Annotated in this window: 15 protein-coding genes; 12 read left to right on the top strand and 3 right to left on the bottom strand. The window is 55.1% G+C overall.

Annotation, left to right across the window (positions count from 1 at the left end):
* Window positions 1-25: 25 nt before the first annotated feature.
* From AABZ39_00210 to AABZ39_00170, 9 genes are all read left to right on the top strand, one after another.
* Window positions 26-292 (top strand): hypothetical protein, encoded by a 267-nt coding sequence (locus tag AABZ39_00210; protein MEK6793169.1) that lies wholly within the window; start codon window positions 26-28, stop codon window positions 290-292.
* On the top strand, window positions 292-726 hold the full coding sequence (locus AABZ39_00205) for a hypothetical protein (protein MEK6793168.1): 435 nt from the start codon (window positions 292-294) through the stop codon (window positions 724-726). Before AABZ39_00210 ends, AABZ39_00205 begins: the two co-directional genes overlap by 1 nt.
* 60 nt (window positions 727-786) lie before the next feature.
* Window positions 787-1,194, top strand: coding sequence for a hypothetical protein (locus tag AABZ39_00200; protein ID MEK6793167.1), 408 nt, complete (start codon window positions 787-789; stop codon window positions 1,192-1,194).
* Between the two features lie 9 nt (window positions 1,195-1,203).
* A complete protein-coding gene (locus AABZ39_00195; protein MEK6793166.1) occupies window positions 1,204-2,766 on the top strand; it encodes an ATP-binding protein in 1,563 nt (520 codons plus the stop codon).
* A 9-nt stretch (window positions 2,767-2,775) separates the two neighbouring features.
* The gene (locus AABZ39_00190) at window positions 2,776-3,033 is read left to right on the top strand and encodes a hypothetical protein (protein ID MEK6793165.1); all 258 of its coding nucleotides are present in this window, start codon (window positions 2,776-2,778) and stop codon (window positions 3,031-3,033) included.
* 413 nt (window positions 3,034-3,446) lie between these two features.
* On the top strand, window positions 3,447-5,663 hold the full coding sequence (locus AABZ39_00185) for an ATP-binding protein (protein ID MEK6793164.1): 2,217 nt from the start codon (window positions 3,447-3,449) through the stop codon (window positions 5,661-5,663).
* An 869-nt stretch (window positions 5,664-6,532) separates the two neighbouring features.
* Entirely contained in the window at window positions 6,533-6,835 is a 303-nt protein-coding gene (locus AABZ39_00180) for a PHP domain-containing protein (GenBank protein MEK6793163.1), read from the top strand.
* 44 nt (window positions 6,836-6,879) lie between these two features.
* Window positions 6,880-8,073 (top strand): acetate kinase, encoded by a 1,194-nt coding sequence (locus AABZ39_00175; GenBank protein ID MEK6793162.1) that lies wholly within the window; start codon window positions 6,880-6,882, stop codon window positions 8,071-8,073.
* Window positions 8,074-10,116 carry a DUF4954 family protein gene (locus AABZ39_00170; protein ID MEK6793161.1) on the top strand — a complete coding sequence of 681 codons (2,043 nt, stop codon included), beginning with the start codon at window positions 8,074-8,076 and terminating at the stop codon, window positions 10,114-10,116.
* A gap of 36 nt (window positions 10,117-10,152) precedes the next feature.
* Here the strand turns inward: AABZ39_00170 and AABZ39_00165 are convergent, their stop codons facing one another.
* The 3 genes from AABZ39_00165 to AABZ39_00155 all read right to left on the bottom strand — a co-directional run bounded on the left by AABZ39_00165 (window position 10,153) and on the right by AABZ39_00155 (window position 12,777).
* On the bottom strand, window positions 10,153-10,533 hold the full coding sequence (locus AABZ39_00165; protein ID MEK6793160.1) for a DUF1801 domain-containing protein: 381 nt from the start codon (window positions 10,531-10,533) through the stop codon (window positions 10,153-10,155).
* Between the two features lie 157 nt (window positions 10,534-10,690).
* A complete protein-coding gene (locus tag AABZ39_00160) occupies window positions 10,691-11,878 on the bottom strand; it encodes a methyltransferase (protein MEK6793159.1) in 1,188 nt (395 codons plus the stop codon).
* A gap of 2 nt (window positions 11,879-11,880) precedes the next feature.
* Window positions 11,881-12,777 carry an AraC family transcriptional regulator gene (locus AABZ39_00155; GenBank protein MEK6793158.1) on the bottom strand — a complete coding sequence of 299 codons (897 nt, stop codon included), beginning with the start codon at window positions 12,775-12,777 and terminating at the stop codon, window positions 11,881-11,883.
* A gap of 295 nt (window positions 12,778-13,072) precedes the next feature.
* On the opposite strand from AABZ39_00155, the gene AABZ39_00150 reads away from it, so the two are divergent.
* The 3 genes from AABZ39_00150 to AABZ39_00140 all read left to right on the top strand — a co-directional run bounded on the left by AABZ39_00150 (window position 13,073) and on the right by AABZ39_00140 (window position 16,213).
* Entirely contained in the window at window positions 13,073-14,107 is a 1,035-nt protein-coding gene (locus AABZ39_00150) for a hypothetical protein (protein MEK6793157.1), read from the top strand.
* Window positions 14,108-14,113: 6 nt separating this feature from the next.
* Entirely contained in the window at window positions 14,114-15,079 is a 966-nt protein-coding gene (locus AABZ39_00145) for an AraC family transcriptional regulator (protein MEK6793156.1), read from the top strand.
* 102 nt (window positions 15,080-15,181) lie between these two features.
* Window positions 15,182-16,213, top strand: coding sequence for a galactitol-1-phosphate 5-dehydrogenase (locus tag AABZ39_00140; protein MEK6793155.1), 1,032 nt, complete (start codon window positions 15,182-15,184; stop codon window positions 16,211-16,213).
* Window positions 16,214-16,257: the final 44 nt, after the last annotated feature.

Genomic DNA, 16,257 nt, shown 5'->3' with positions numbered 1-16,257 from the left:
ATATGAGAACAAGGGAGGCGCATGCATGAACGCTGAGGACAGGAAGAAAATCGCCAGGGCATTAAGGCAAGCCGCCGACACACTGACGATAGCGGAGAAGAAGGTTCTTATGCTCTATCTTGGTATAGATTCCGAGATAACGATGACAGCTATCGAGATAGCGTATATATTCCGTGTTGAGGCGTCGCATATCGAAGAGCTGATAGAGAGCGCCCTTCAACGTTTGCCCAACGATGTCCGTATGCTCATGATCAGTTCAATGGCCGTAAAAGAACGACCGGAGGGCAACTGATGCCGAAAGCGACACCGATGGAGCATGACGCATTCTTCATCGCACCCGACGGTGAAGTGATAACGGTCGAACAGAAGCACATCAGTAAGATATGCGATGACCCCGTGCGTTTCGGCTATACGAAAAAGCGGCTTGAAGCGGTTTTCAGGAAGCACGGAGAGACGTACGGTTCGGAACAGTTCGCGCGCGAGGAGATCATCGCGGATCTGCTCAGGAAGGGATGGATACGCGTGCGCTGGTATTACAGCGAAGCGCAGCTTAGGATACAGATCTATCGGATCAATGCATCGGCAAAGAAGCGGATCAATGGCTTCCTTGCCCGCTCAAGGAACGGTGAGTATGGAAAGGGGCCATCGTCCATGCATCTGGACGTACAGGTCATAGATATCGGGGAAAACGAGCTTGCCCGTACGACGGTGAGGAGCGGAGTGTGAATGACAGGATCTGACGCAATGCCATGATAGGATAAAAAGAGAATGAACAAGGAGGTTCACATGAAACGAAAACACATGCCGATGCGAATCTGTACCGAACAGCTGACGCAAAAGCTTGACACGATGCGCTATCGCACGATGAAATACCCGATGGACGCCATAGTGAACTTCAGCTGGCGCGGGAAAAAGCTTCGGGGCACCGTGATCGGGTTCTGCGTCATACAGCACGACACACCGTACTATTTCATCATGATCGACAAGCCCATCGCCGGAAGGAATCTCTGCATCGTGCGCGAAGAGGCCGTCCGAAAGGTCATCGGCGCCGTGGTCGGCGAGATCGACATGAACGGCGGCACGATCCAATACGACATGGACGATGTGCAGCTGGGGACAAGAAAGCATCCGGTGAAAATTCCGGACGTGAAGACAGTGAAGGAGATCAGATCACATATCAAACGCGAGCTCTAGGAGGCTGTTATGGGAGAGCAAGTCATCTATCTGACGACATTCGACATGATACCCCTGCTCGACGTGATCAAATCCCTCCCCGGGAAGGGATGCGCTATCGAAGAAGTGGAAAAGCCGGTACTGCAGTTTTTGAGCAGCAGGATATCCGTTCCGCTCCGATTTAAGACGAAGCTTCATTTCAACAGCACCCCGCGCGACATGACGGTAACGCTTACGGAGAAACGCCTTCACGATGTCCGCGATGGACGGCACATCGCGTCGTTCAGCTCCGAGACCATGACCGACGAAGAACTTCGAGCGCATGTGGAGAGGATACATGAGGGCATCAAGACGCGTATCCCTGACGAGTTCATATCGCTTGAGCATCTCATCGCATTCCTGGACAAGCCCCTTGAGATGAAGGTCTATACGCTCCCGGAAAATCTCCTTCTGCCTGCGCTGCATGTGCTCGATAAACTTTTCGCTGCATATACGCCGCGCGGCATCGTCGAATATCAGACGCCCGAAGACTCCGAGAAGGCCGCATCGTCGCTGCGCATAGAAGTGCGCGAGAAGGTCTACAAATACGCGGAGATAAACAGCTTCCGCGTGTATGAAAAGGACGGCATCGTGTGCGCGGCAGGCATTACGAAGTCGGAGAATTTCGACGGCAGGACACGGTATTTCCTCACCGTGTATGCGCGGAGGAAGGACGCCGAGACGGTACAGCACATCTTCGATTCCTGTTTCGAGGAGACATTGTTCGGGGACCTCGACCTTAAGGGAGGGAAATTCACGGGGGATCAGCGCATCATCAAGCTCAAGGAGAAAGTGACCATGAGCGATATCGTCCTTGAGGAGCGCGCACGAAAGGAGGTAATGACCGAGATATTCGGATTCTTCGGCATGAAGGATGCGTACCGCAAAGCGAATCTCCCGTTCAAGCGCGGGGTTGCGCTCTACGGGCCGCCGGGCACCGGGAAGACGATGATAGCGAAGATAATCGCGACCACCCTGCAGGAGACCGTCATCTGGGTAAAGGCCGGGGATGTGAACCGTTCCGACGACATAGACCGCATATTCCGCCTCGCGCGGCTGGGCGCACCGGCTGTCATCATTCTCGAGGACATCGATTTCTTCATGAAGGACAGGGAATCGGGGGACGATGGGAAGAACATCGTGCCGACCATCATGTCGCACTTGGACGGGCTTGAGGAGAATGACGGCATACTGGTCGTGGTAACGACGAACCGCATCGATAACGTGGAGAAGGCCGTCGTAGAGCGGCCCGGGAGGATAGATGCCAGGATCTTCCTCGGGGAGCTCGGGAGATCGTGCATCATCGATCTTGTGACGAAGAAACTCTCGGGCTTACGGACATCGTTCGCATCGTTCAATGACGTCATACCGGAGCATACCGTCATGTCGGGGGCCATGGCCGTGGAGCTTTCCACCTGCATCATGCGTAATGCGCTTAAGAAAGGGACGTCCGCGGAGATATGCATCGATGATGAGGATGTGAAGAAAGCATTAAAGGAGATAGAGCGCAATCAGAACAGGCAGAAAATGCTCGGGTTCAAGACGGACGAGTAAGGAGTATCGATGAAGCAGAACGATAAAAGAACGATCGGTGACTTTGTCCATGCGATGAAAACGATATCTTATTGCCCGCTCAAAAAAAGCAGAACGGTCACGCTGAAACAGCTTTCGGACGTGTATCATGTCCTCGTCGGCAGTACCGATACGGACTTCGATGCCGCGTTCAAAAATTATCGAATACCGCAAAAAAGATCATCTGCGGCAAATGTGCCGGTAAATTGCGGCTCATGCTCGCATTGGCATGCGATGCGCGGGGGCTGACGGAAAAAGCGAAGGATTTACGCACGGCGGTTATCATGTGTACGAATGCGGAGAACTATTTCAATGAAATACAGGAGGAGGTCGCAGCATGGTGCGGGAAAGGCGATAAAGAATTTACCGATTTGGGCTGAGCGCCGTCCTGAGCTTGTCGAAGTCGTGACGAAGTCTTTTCGAGGGGAAAGGTAGTGAGAAGCGGAGCGTATAGCGGCTGTTGTATGAAGTTAAGGCGCGCTTAATGTTTTTTCTTTTCATCTTAATATTGAGTAAATCCTTATACGATAGAAACGTATTTTACAATTACGTTTTCTTTTTCGAATTCAATTGCAGCCACATGTTTATCAGGAATTTATCACCGCCGCCGCGCGACAAATTCTGTCGTATTCATGCGGTATATTTAGTCATGGAGTTGCACCATGAATGAAATGATACGCCCGGTACGGAAAAGAAAGCTCGATGATGATGACTATGCCGACAACGCGCTCCAGAGAAGGAATCTCGAGCTTTCGTTCAGGGAAATGGAGAGCGAAGCGCCGTATCGGACGAATCTTGAGGAATTGGACGACAGATTGGCGCTCCACTCCATGCGCACGCTTCTTTTGCTCGCAGAAAAGCCCTCCGGCGAGGATCATTGTGATAGCCGAACGAATGCCAACACGGTACGACTTCTTAAAAGCGACCCGGAAGCGGCAATGGAAGCGCGGAGGAGGGTGGATGTTTTTGCAGCGAAGGCGGCGGTGCGTAGAGGACTATCCGGCTTTGTGCCGGGAATTGAGGCGCTCTCCGCCGAATACGGGCTCGATCATAATGAGCAGGAGATGCTCTTCGCCGTGTTCGCATCCAATTTCGAGGGCACGGACATCTACCTTTCAGAGCTCGTGTTCCGGTATTCCGCGACGATAGAGGAGCGCCTTGCCATTGAGCGGTATTTTTCACGCAATTCGACGCTCATACGTTCGAGCATCATCTATTCGAACAAGATGCGCAATCACAATCCCGAGCTCATCATTTCCGCGGCGGCTGAGAACAGGATACTGGGCATAACGGATGTGGCCGAGGAATTAAGCAATTTCACGCGGCTTGTTGAGCCCAAGGTGCGCTGGGAGAACGTGATACTCGATGCGGAGAAGAAAGAGCGTCTCCTTGCGCTTGTGGAGAATCATGCGGATTATCTCACGAAGATGAAGGCGCTCGGATACGAAGAGATAATATCCTATGGAACAGCGGCGGTGCTCCTCTTCCAGGGAAAAAGCGGCACCGGCAAGACCATGCTCGCCTATGCCCTCGCACAGCGTCTCGGGCGGCGCGTGCTCTCCGTGAGCATTGATGATCTTAATCATGAAGGGAGGCGCGGTTTCGCCGATCATCTGCGCATGCTCCTTACCGAAGCGAAGATGCATAATGCGATTGTGTTCTTCGATGAGGGCGAGGACCTTCTCGCGGACAGGCGCGCCGGCAACGGCTATATGAGCGATGTGCTCCGCGAGATAGAACGCTATGACGGCATCGTCATCTTCGCCACCAATCTCGGCTACATCATCGATGAGGCCATGCGGCGGCGTATTCTCATGACCATCGATTTCGATATACCCACTCGCTCGGAACGTGAACGTATCTGGGATGTGCACATATCCGACCGCATCCCGAGAGCGGACGATGTCGATCTGCGGCTTCTTGCGGAAAAGTATCCCATCACCGGCGGTCTTATCAAAAACTCCGTATTGACCGCGATATACCGCGCGCTTAACCGCGACAGCGCTGCCCCGACGCTTTCTATGGCCGATCTCGAAAGTGCTGCAGCGGAGCAGAAGACCGCTAATCGACGCGTGCTCGGCAATTCCGTGGAACGCCACAGCATGCTCGACCTCGGGAATATCATTCTTGATGATGCTACCGGGAAGAAGATAAAGCATCTCGCGGACTCCTGCCGCAACCGCGACAATATATGGAAGGAATGGGGTTTCGATAAAGTGTTCCCCCGCGGCAACGGCATCATCGCACTTTTCTCGGGCGAGAGCGGGACCGGGAAAAGCGCCTGCGCGTACGCGCTCGCCGATGATCTCGGGAAAGAGGCGAAAGCATTCTCGCTGCCCTCGCTCCTTAACCCCTACGTGGGCGAATCGGAACAGAACCTCTACCGCATGTTCGAGAAGATGAACGGCACGGATGCACTCATCATACTCGATGAATGCGATTCATTGCTTGCACAGAAGACCGCGGACGGCGGCAGTGTGTCGCGTATGTACGCGAACCTCGTGAACATATTCCTCGAACAGCTTGAGCGCTTCAACGGCATCATGGTGCTCACCACGAATGTAAAAGGGAGCATTGACCGTGCGTTCGAGCGGCGCATCAATTTTCGCATCGATTTTCCGCTGCCGACGGCGAAGCTCCGCGAGCGTATATGGCGCGCGAACGTGCCGCCTGCAATGCCGCTTGCCGCGGATATCGACTTCGCTCTTCTTGCGCGTACCTATGCGTATACCGGCGGACGCATCAAGAACGCCGTCATTACGGCGGCGTACCGCGCTTCGAGCGAACGCCGTGCGCATGTGTCCATGGCGGACTTCAGGGAAGCCTGTGAGCTTGAGGATAATCCATTGGATAGGCGCAGCGCCATTGGATTCATCTAACGCCTCAGTACTTGGTGGCGAGCGAAATGGTCTGTGGTAAGAGTTTCACGCAGATTTCGCAAATTACGCAGATGAGTATAAAAAATCTGCGACATCTGCGTGAAATATTTCATTGCATTTTAAATGGAGTCATAGAATTGGTTATCCAAGTCGATTGTATTCTTACAAAATAAATTTTGTTCCCCTTCAATGCACTCACCCCATCCCCCGGCCCCTTCCCCTCTCTCACGGGGATGTGAGAGAGGGGAAGGGGATCTGCGCATTTCGCGGCTAGTGTACATTGAGCGGGAGGACGTCCCATTCCCATCATGTATGAATAGCGGGACTAGATACACCAAGAAAATTATTTACAGTGATTGTGCTCTCCCCCTCTCTCACTTCCCCGTGAGAGAGGGGGAGCCCCGAGGGGGTGAGTGTGTGTATTCGCTGCAGCACGAAACTGGAAAGTACGCAGATCTTCGGAGATCCCGAAGCGAATCAAGACGACAGGTATTGTCGCACTCCATCGGTATACTGTATCTAATACCGATGGAGGCCCCCGATGATACAAATCCGAAGACTTGGTGAACATACACTGAAGAATGCATCGGCTATTGCTGACAGCGAATTCACGGATTCCGATATCCCGCCGAGCTTATACTTCAAGGCAAGTCTTCTCTCCGGGCCACCCAGCATAGCCGGGGACGATGATCGCTATACATACATGCGCTACTGGACGGCATATACCTTATATTCATGCGCGAATCGCCGGGCGATATACGGGAGTATCTGGTTGCACTGCGATTGCCCGAAGACTTCGATGCATCCAATGGCGTACCGCTGCTCTACATCGAATGCAGATACAGACGCGCAAGCAAGCAAAAGAAAGAATGATGAAGTATCGCTATGACCTTCACTGCCACAGCAGCAACTCTGACGGCTGCAGGACGGTGTCGGAGCTGATAGCTCTGGCAAAACGCCGCGGCATGTCCGGCCTTGTCGTGAAGGACCATTACGGCTGTTCGATACTGTATCATTCGCAGAATGAATGTAAGCTCCTCTATGCAACGGACAATCATGCCGCCGATGTCGGGAAACACTATACGGGAACAGAGATGCGGTTCAGATCTGCGGACGATATAGACCGGCGGCTGAAAACTGATACTCTTCAGCAAAGGCATAAAACCTGTTGACAAGCGAATGAAGTAGTGGTATGTTCTCCCGCGGGAGAGTCACTATGAAAGTCCTTGTGTTCAACTGCGGCAGTTCATCGATAAAATTCCAGCTTTTTTCAATGCCTGAGGGCGATGTCATTGCCAAGGGTATGGTGCAGCGTATCGGGGAGAAGGGGTCTGATGCATCGATGAAGCGCGGGAACGACGAGATAAAGCTCGTCCGCGAGATCAAGGACCATACGGAAGGTCTTTCGGTCATTGAACATATGTTAACCGATCCGGCGAAGGGTGCGGTAAAATCGATGGACGAGATAGGCGCCTGCGGCCACCGGGTAGTCCACGGGGGCGAGGGATTCACCGCATCCATGCTCATCGACGAGCGCGTGGAGAAGGTCATTGAGGAATACTGCGATCTCGCCCCGCTCCACAATCCGCCGAACCTCACGGGTATACGCGAGGCGAAGAAATTCCTCCCGTCGGTGCCCCAGGTGGCATGCTTCGACACCGCCTTCCATCAGACGATACCGGAAACGGCGTATCTCTACGCGCTCCCGTACGAGCTTTATGAAAAATTCAAGGTGCGCCGTTACGGCTTCCACGGCACCTCGCACCGCTATGTCGCCGAACGAGGGGCAGCACTCCTCAAGAAACCGTTCGATCAATTCGACGCCATCACCTGTCATCTCGGCAACGGCTGCTCCATGGCGGCGGTAAAGAACGGCAAATGCGTGGATACGACCATGGGACTCACCCCGCTTGAAGGCCTCGTGATGGGCACACGCACCGGCGATTTCGACCCCGCCATCATTTTCTATCTCGAGCGCAAAGGCTATTCACTTGACGATGTTGACACACTCTGCAATAAGAAGTCGGGCCTCCTCGGCATTTCCGGGGTTTCGAACGATGTGCGCGACCTTGAGGAAAAGGCGGCGAAGGGCGAGGGGCGTGCGGCGCTCGCGCTCGAGATATTCGCCTACCGCATCCGGAAATATATCGGCGCCTATCTTGCGGTACTCAACGGTGCAAACGCCATCATCGTTACCGGCGGTATCGGCGAGAACGGCCCTATCATGAGGAAGCGCATATTCTCCGGCATGGAAAAGCTCGGCATTATCCTCGATGCGTCGAAGAACACGGCTTCCGTTAAGGAAGGCGAGATACAGGCATCATCGTCCGCGATCAAGCTCATGGTCGTTCCCACGAACGAGGAAGGGGCCATCGCCCGCGATACATACGCGATAGCGACGAAGAAATAAATGGCGAAACGGCGAGCCAGAAAAAAAACCTCACCGCGTGAAGCAAAAAAGAAAAAGATAGAAGGCGGAGCCTTTCGCCGTCTGACGAACACCGAGCGCGATGCGCTCCTTAAGAACGGTTGTACGTCGGAGAATTGGGACCGCGTGCTCGTAGCGGAAGGTTTCGACCCGGAACGCGTGCGTGCCGTTGTGTTCCAGGGTGCGGTGAAGATCGGCAGACTTTCGGGAACGCTTTCCTATCACGATTCCGTACCGCGTACCGCGGGGCTTTACCGCGCCAAGCTCAATAATGTCGTCATCGGCAATGGATGCTATATTTCCGATGTGCGCGGCTGGCTTTCCAATCTCGTCATCGGGGACGATGTGCTCATAGAGAACGCGGGTACGATAGAGTGCCGCGGAAAAACAGCGTTCGGGAATGCCGCTCGCGTGCCGGTGCTGAACGAGGGCGGCGGGCGTGAATTGCCGATAACCGCGCGTACGAGCGCGCAGATAGCGTATCTCGCCGTGTTCTATCGCGGACGGAAGCGTCTCATCGAACGCATCAACGCAATGGCGGACAGTTACGCGAAGAGCGTACAGGCGGACAGGGCCCCCATCGGGAGCGGGAGCCGCATCATCAATGTGAACAAGGTGGTCAATGTCGCCATCGGCGAATGCGCGGAAGTGAACGGCATTCAGTCGATAAAGGAAGGGACCGTCGATTCGTCACGCGAGGCAAAGACCGTCGTCGGCAACGGCGTTATCGCCGAGAATTTCATTTTCCAGAAAGGGGCATCCATCAAAGATGGCGCCGTCATCGCGGGGACGATCGCAGGCGAGGGATGCCGCATCGGGCGTCAGTTCTCATCGGAGAACTCGGTGTTCTTCGCCAATGCGGAGGCGTTCCATTCGGAGGCGTGCTCCGTGTTCGGCGGTCCGTATACGGTCACGCATCATCGCCCCACGCTTCTCATCGCAGCGGCATATTCGTTCTTCAATGCGGGGAGCGGTACGAATCAGTCAAATCACAAGTATCGCCTCGGCCCCTTGCATCAGGGCGTGCTCGAACGCGGGTGCAAGACGGGATCGTTCTGCTATCTCCTCTGGCCGTGCCGCATCGGCGCGTTTTCTACCGTCATCGGCAGGCATTATTCGAATTTCGATACCTCGGAGCTGCCGTTCTCGTCGATCACCGAAGAGCGCGGTGTTTCGATGATACTGCCCGGAAAGAATTTCTTTTCGGCAGGGATACGGCGCGACGGCAGGAAATGGCCCGCACGCGACCGGCGAACGGTCTCAACACCGCTCGATCTCATAACCTTCGATGTACTTTCCCCCTACACGATGCAGAAGGTGCTGCGCGCGCTCGCCATCCTCGGCGGACACGAAACGAATGACGCGAGCGGAAAAGCGGCGGCTAGTGCCGAGTTCATCACGGTCGGCGGCATACTCATGAAGCGTTCGCTCATCGGTATCGCACTCGATCATTACCGGACCATACTCGATAAATATTTCGGCGACCGCATTGTGACGCGACTTGCCGGGCAGCGTACGCCGCGCGGGATACGAAAGGCGCTTGAGCCGATGCGAACACCCAACGGCGGTGCGTGGATAGATGCAGCCGGGCTTATCGCGCCGCAGGCGAAGATAGAAACGCTCATCCGCGATGTTGAAAAAGGCACGATCGGATGCTACGACGCCATGCTCGTGCGTTTCCGCGCGATACACGATTCCTACCGGAACGATGAATGGGATTGGCTCTGCGCGGCGTTCGCTTCGCGCTACGGGAAGGCGCCGTCTGAAATGCCGCTTCCGGAATTGGCTGAGCGGCTTGCCGCGTGGAAGGATGCATCGCTCCGGATATTGACCACGGTGGAACGCGATGCTGCGAAGGAATTCGGCGCATACTCGGCCATCGGTTACGGCATCGACGGCGACGGCGAGAATGATTTTGCCGCGGTGCGAAGCACCTTCGACAACCACGCCTTCATAAAAGAGCTTCGCGCGGAACAGAAGACGATAACAACATCGTACGAGGCGTTGAAGCGCGTCATCGGCTGATCGGCATCGTCGCCCGCCCGCAACGAGGTGATAGCATTATCGCTTTGCTCTCATAACGGCCTTGTTGCCGGACTCTTTCACCCGATATTTCACTATTGCACGCACCAAAGCGAACGGCGGTTTGTCGAGGGGGAACTGTATCGCACCCTTTGAGCATGCGTATCCGGCTAATTCCTTTTTAAAGGCCGTGATGCCGCTCGGCGCGGGATAGAGCCCGATATGGTTCTTATACGCGGCGAAATACACGAGCGGCCTCTCCATATAATATCCCGGCATGCCGTATGATATCCTTTCGTCAGCGTCAGGTGCGGCGGCCCGGATCGTTGCCCGTAATTTCTTAAGTGTCGGACGGATCTCCTTCGGGCATTGTGCGATGTATTCATCGACCGTTTTATAATCGATTTTTGGTTTCTTCATATGATCTCCATGCTCTCGTACGACTACCATAGGAATAATCGGAGGAAAGTCAATTTATGGCAACAACGAAATTAACGAAAAGCACGAAAAAAGGGGGGCTACTATTCAATCCCTTCCCATTTTTCCTAATTTCGTATTTTTCGTAGTTCGAAATGGCCTAGCGCCGCACCTGAAAAAGCACATATCCGTCACGCGAAATAAGCCGCGTGAGCGAGCATTGCTGCCGCGATGCTGACGGGCGTATCCATTCCCTATCGTTCTTCTCAAGCGCAAGCACGAGCGCGATACCGTTCTTTCCGGCGGCGTGTGCGAGCGCGTTGAGCTCAGCGAGTGCAACGTTCTTTCCGGCGGAGGAAGAAAGTTCGCCGACGGCGAGGTCGAACTCGTCGTCCGCTATCGATGCGGGGAAATGATGGGCCTCGCAGAGCACAAGCTTTTCACCGGCGAGCGAATTCTTCTTTGCATTGCGGCGGATATACTCGATGCCGAGGAGGTCGCGCTCCACGGCGATAATATCGGCATCGGGGAAGCGCATGCGCGATACGAGCGGGAGAATGCCGTATGAGGGTCGAAATGCGAGCACTCGTCTGGGGGCATGGTTCATGATCGCGTCGAGGAATATCGGCACGGCGCTTTTCAATCGACGCGGATCGTCGCCGCCGATATCGAACGGGCGGTCGAAGCTCAAGCCGTCAACAGCGACCGTGTCGCGGAGATAGAGAGCGTCCGGCGCGGCTGTGTCTCTCGTGAACGATGGATCCGCCATCAACGAGTAGACCGCATGCGATGCGCTCTGCCCTTCTTTCACGAGCGGCATTTTTTCGCTGACACCGATCCCCTCGATCACAGGGGAAAGATCGTTTATCGCCACGATGCGAAGCTCTCCGGTCTCCGTAAGCCGCGTCCGCCCGCACGCAAGGAGGTGACGGATGAACGGCTCTCCGATGCGCGCCGGTACATTGCAGAGTATCCAATCGAAACGCTCTTCTTCGGGGACATCGCGATATCCGAGGCTGCCGTATACCGAGACATTGGATAGACCATGTGCGAGAGCGTTCGTTTTCGCCCAGTGAACGGCAAGGAGATCGCGGTCGACCAGGATAACCTGCGCGGCAGGGAAGCGGGCTGCGATGGGGAGTCCGAGTGCGCCGTAGCCGCAACCCATGTCAAGGACATGCGCCGGCTCCTTCGCCGGGAGATTCTCGAGAAGAAGGAGCGTACCCTCATCGATGCGCATCGTCGAGAACACATCGTGCGGTACGGCAAGACGCAGATGCGCCCCGAGCGCGTCATGCGTAAGCGCAGTTCTGTACCATGGATCGTTCCTGATATCGCCTTCGGGCATGATCATGCGTCCCTGAGGAGCGAGCCGGGGGTAAAGCCCGTTATCTGCTTGAACACTTTGTTGAAATAGAATTCATCCTCAAAGCCCGTCATGCGCGCCACTTCGCGTATGCGGTACTCACGGCTTTTCAGCATGCGTTCGGCGATGCGTATGCGCACTTCATTGGCATATTCCATTATCGTCTTTTTCATCTCGCGGTGAAAGAGCCGGCTGATATACTGCGGGTTCGCCCGGCAATAATCGCCGACCTCCTCGAGCGTGAAACGCCGGTGATAGTTGAGATAGATGAAACGCACCGCAGATTCCGCCTTTTGTGAACGGCGAGTGTCGTTCGTTCCCGTATCGGCGCTCATGATGACGGCGAGGAATTCGATGAGCCCGGCGCTTACCGCAAGCCCGAAGAAATTATCCTTCATCGTATGCGCGGCGTGCGCAGGGAGGCGGTTGAACACGGCATTGAGCTCCTCCGCCCGATCGATGGGGATATGAACGATGGGGGTGGACGGTGCAGTACCGTAGGAAGGGAAGAAGAGCGGGAGAAGCTCGTGGAACGGCATGATAAGCGGTCCCTTGTCGTCGACAAGATCGAACGTTATCTCGTAGTACTCGGTCGCGCTGCCGTCCTCGGCGGTGACAAAGCGATGCGGCATGTCGGCGGCGATAAGAACGATGTCGTTCTTGCGGACGGGATGTATCGCGCCGTCGAAACCCATACGGGAATCGGCGAGGAACATGAGCACATGATAGGTCGCATGCCTGTGCTCCGCGGGCCACGACGTTTCGATGCGTGCATGAGAAAAATGCTCGATGCGCAGATGATACCGGCGTCCGCTATGCTTTACCGACACACCCGACCGCTGTTCGGGCACGGTGTTCAATGGAAGGTAATAGTTTATCATCGCTTAATCATTACATCATTATTTTACAAAGAAACATCATATCTGTCTATTTGCATCGTTCCATGATGTAATTATACTTATGCGGTAAGAAATAAGCAAATGCATCGATACGAACACTGCATGAGGAGCCGGGAATGACTGCACATGAGCATCCGATCACAAAGGGAATGCGCGAGAAGGCGGCAGACCTCATAGCCCGTACCAAGGCGAACGGGGGCTTGCCCCGCTTGATATCGAGCGCTTCTGGACGGATGACGCGGCATGCCAGAAGGATAAATTCGGCGACATTCCGCAGATGACGCTCGGCATACGTATGAGCTGGGAATGCGTGTTCGATGAGCTCGGCATACCCGAAGATCCGTGGCGCTATCAGAACGACGAGCCTTGGGCGCTTGCCCTAGCAAAGCAGTATAACGACAAGGCGGAAAATATCGTCGGGCGCCGGCTTATCAATGAAAAGCCATCCGATCCGACAAAGCGATACCCCGGCACGAAAAGCCTTGCCGATGTTTTCGAGGCGAAGAACATGTGGCATGGCGGATCGTGGTGGCTTGAACAGGCGGCGAACACAGCGGACGAGCTTTCATCCCTGCTTGACCGCGTTGATGAGCGTAATAAGAATTTACGGGCATTCCTCCTTCCCGCGAATTGGGAAACCGAAAAGAAACGCCTTCTTGCGCTCGGCGTAAAGCCGCCGCTCTATCGAGGTCAGCGCGGACCGGTCACCTTTGCCACGTCCGTATTCGGCGTCGAGAACCTCATATTCCTCATCCTCGACAACCCGTCGCTCGCTGCGCGTTTCCGCGACGCGATCATTACGACGATGCTCGGTATTGCACGCGTCCTTGATGAAGAGGCGGGGTATGATCCGGAGACGGCCCCGCACGGCTTCTCGTTCGCGGACGATAACTGCGCCATGCTCAATGCCGATATGTACGAGTTCTTCGGCTATCCGGTGCTCAAGGCCATGTTCGACCGCTACAGCCCAAACCCGAAGGATGTGCGCTATCAGCATTCTGATTCCGCGATGGCGCATCTGCTCCCGATACTCGGCACGCTCGATCTCACCGGCACCAATTTCGGGCCGACGATATCGGTCGGCGAGATACGCACGCACTGCCCGCACGCGAATATCGACGGGCAGATGGCGCCGTTCACGTTCAGCCGGAACGAAGAGGAGAACATCGTCCTTGAAACGCTGCGTGACTTCGAGCAGGCGAAACCGACACGCGGCGTGAGCCTCATGACAGCGGGGTCCATCAATAACGGTTCGCGGCTGAGCGGCATGCGCCTTATCATGGCGGCGATACAGGAATATTGTCGTTATTGAAATTGTTTGCATTTCACCGGAAAATCGCTTACACTTGCCCCCATGTGGCCGCTCATCTACGCCCCTCGTATCAATGCCGCGTACGCGTTCGTTCCGTACAATATCAATTATACGACGATAGTTCGCGATATGCGGACGACCGGGCATGTGCACCGTGTGTATCACTGCATGTTCTTCATGGATGGCGAGGCGTTCCTTGAGCATTCGCACGGTACGTTCACGGTCAGGGAAAAGGATATCATCGTCATCAACCCGAACGATAAGCATGTGTTCGTAACGCGGGCAAAGGATGTCGTGTATTTCACGTTTAACTTCTATCTGGTGCCCGTCGACGAGCTTGTGCGTGCGGGGAATGACTTCGGGAAGAATATTCGGGATGTGACATACCTTGAAACGTGCGGTGAAACGAGACCGCTCGCCGAACTTTTCGGCATCCCGCAGACGGGGATACATGTGCGCTACGAAGGCGCATCCTGGGACCGTATACGCATCGCCGTCGATGCGCTCAATGCGAGCCGCCTTGAGTATTTCATGGATCCGTCGGCGCCGACGTATGGAAGCGATGTGATACGCCGCGGTGCCGACATTGTGGCATTCTTTCATCGCGTACTTCTTCACACCGCCTGGCGGCAGCCGGAAAGCACGGATCATGCCGATGCGCTTGCCGCGAAGATAGTCGCCTATCTCAAGAAGAACGTCGAGAAGAAATATTCGCTCAGGGAACTCGCCGCTCACGTGAAATATACGCCGAACTATCTCTGCTCGCATTTTAAGAAGGCTGCGGGGATGAGCATAGCACAGTACTATAACCGATTGAAGATAGAGCAGGCATGCAATTATCTCCGCGCGACGAATCTCTCGGTCACCGAAATAGCCTATCGCCTTGATTTCAGCTCATCGCAGCATTTCGCCCGCAATTTCAGACAGGAAAAGAAGATGTCCCCGCGCGAATATCGGGAGCGGCTGCCGTAGTATCGGGAATCGTAATCCTGTATACAACTGTCGTAGCAGCATGATTGTCCGTTCTTGTGCATGGCTGTATACTAACGGCATAGGAATGTTCACGGGAGTACCATGAAAGCCCTCGTTCATACCGCTGCCAACAGGTTCGAAATGAGCGATGTCCCTGCTCCGATACCGGGGGAGGCCGAAGTCCTCATACGTGTCATGGCCGTGGGGATCTGCGGGAGCGATGTACACGGTATGACAGGAAAGACCGGCCGGCGCAAGCCGCCGATAATCATGGGGCATGAAGCGGCCGGTGTCGTGGAACGCGTCGGCGCAAGCGTTACGAAGTGCGCGTCGGGCGATCGCGTCACCTTCGACTCAACGATCTATTGCGGTACATGCGAATACTGTAAGAGCGGCCGCGTCAATCTCTGCGATAACCGCCGCGTGCTCGGCGTATCCTGCGATGAGTACAGACAGGACGGCGCGATGGCGGAGTATGTCGCTGTGCCGGAGCATATCATCTATCGCCTGCCCGACGGCATGTCGTTCGAAAAGGGCGCGATGATAGAAGCGCTTTCCATCGGCGTTCATGCGGTGGAACGTACGGCCATAAAGCAGGGAGGCTCCGTCGTTATCGTCGGCTGCGGCATCATTGGCCTTATGACATTGCAGGCGGCGCGTGCGAAAGGCGCGGGTACTATCATCGCCGTTGACCTTGACGCGAATAAACTGTCGTTCGCTAAGAAGTTCGGCGCATCGGTGTGCATCGATCCGAAAGCGACGGATGCGGTGAAGGCGATATATGATGCCACCGGCGGAAAAGGCGCGGACGCCGCATTCGAGGCGGTGGGCATTTCGCAGACGGTTTCGACCGCGGTGAATTCGGTACGCAAGGGCGGAGAAGTGACGCTCGTGGGGAATCTCGCACCGGAAATAAACTTCCCGCTGCAGACGGTAGTGACCCGCGAGATACGCGTGAACGGATCATGCGCATCGGCAGGTGAATATCAGAAATGCATCGATCTGATCTCGGGCGGCAAAGTCGATGTGAGATCACTTATCAGCAAAGTCGTGCCGCTTGCTGATGGCGAGAAATGGTTCCATGCGCTGCTTGAGAACAAGGAGCCGCTGTTTAAGGTGATATTGAAGCCGTAATGACGAGATCCGCAGGCGCGGGGTCGCGCGACCCCGCCTGCGGA

Source organism: Spirochaetota bacterium (genome assembly GCA_038043445.1).
Classification (GTDB): Bacteria; Spirochaetota; Brachyspiria; order Brachyspirales; family JACRPF01; genus JBBTBY01.
The sequence above is the reverse complement of the archived record's forward strand: the minus strand, read 5'-3'. Positions and strand labels throughout refer to the sequence as shown.

Bases quoted from the DNA above. Each gene is read 5' to 3' on its own strand.
- AABZ39_00210 (MEK6793169.1), top strand. From the start codon at position 26: ATGAACGCTGAGGACAGGAAGAAAATCGCCAGGGCATTAAGGCAAGCC.
- AABZ39_00205 (MEK6793168.1), top strand. From the start codon at position 292: ATGCCGAAAGCGACACCGATGGAGCATGACGCATTCTTCATCGCACCC.
- AABZ39_00200 (MEK6793167.1), top strand. From the start codon at position 787: ATGAAACGAAAACACATGCCGATGCGAATCTGTACCGAACAGCTGACG.
- AABZ39_00195 (MEK6793166.1), top strand. From the start codon at position 1,204: ATGGGAGAGCAAGTCATCTATCTGACGACATTCGACATGATACCCCTG.
- AABZ39_00190 (MEK6793165.1), top strand. From the start codon at position 2,776: ATGAAGCAGAACGATAAAAGAACGATCGGTGACTTTGTCCATGCGATG.
- AABZ39_00185 (MEK6793164.1), top strand. From the start codon at position 3,447: ATGAATGAAATGATACGCCCGGTACGGAAAAGAAAGCTCGATGATGAT.
- AABZ39_00180 (MEK6793163.1), top strand. From the start codon at position 6,533: ATGATGAAGTATCGCTATGACCTTCACTGCCACAGCAGCAACTCTGAC.
- AABZ39_00175 (MEK6793162.1), top strand. From the start codon at position 6,880: ATGAAAGTCCTTGTGTTCAACTGCGGCAGTTCATCGATAAAATTCCAG.
- AABZ39_00170 (MEK6793161.1), top strand. From the start codon at position 8,074: ATGGCGAAACGGCGAGCCAGAAAAAAAACCTCACCGCGTGAAGCAAAA.
- AABZ39_00165 (MEK6793160.1), bottom strand. From the start codon at position 10,533: ATGAAGAAACCAAAAATCGATTATAAAACGGTCGATGAATACATCGCA.
- AABZ39_00160 (MEK6793159.1), bottom strand. From the start codon at position 11,878: ATGCCCGAAGGCGATATCAGGAACGATCCATGGTACAGAACTGCGCTT.
- AABZ39_00155 (MEK6793158.1), bottom strand. From the start codon at position 12,777: ATGATAAACTATTACCTTCCATTGAACACCGTGCCCGAACAGCGGTCG.
- AABZ39_00150 (MEK6793157.1), top strand. From the start codon at position 13,073: ATGACGCTCGGCATACGTATGAGCTGGGAATGCGTGTTCGATGAGCTC.
- AABZ39_00140 (MEK6793155.1), top strand. From the start codon at position 15,182: ATGAAAGCCCTCGTTCATACCGCTGCCAACAGGTTCGAAATGAGCGAT.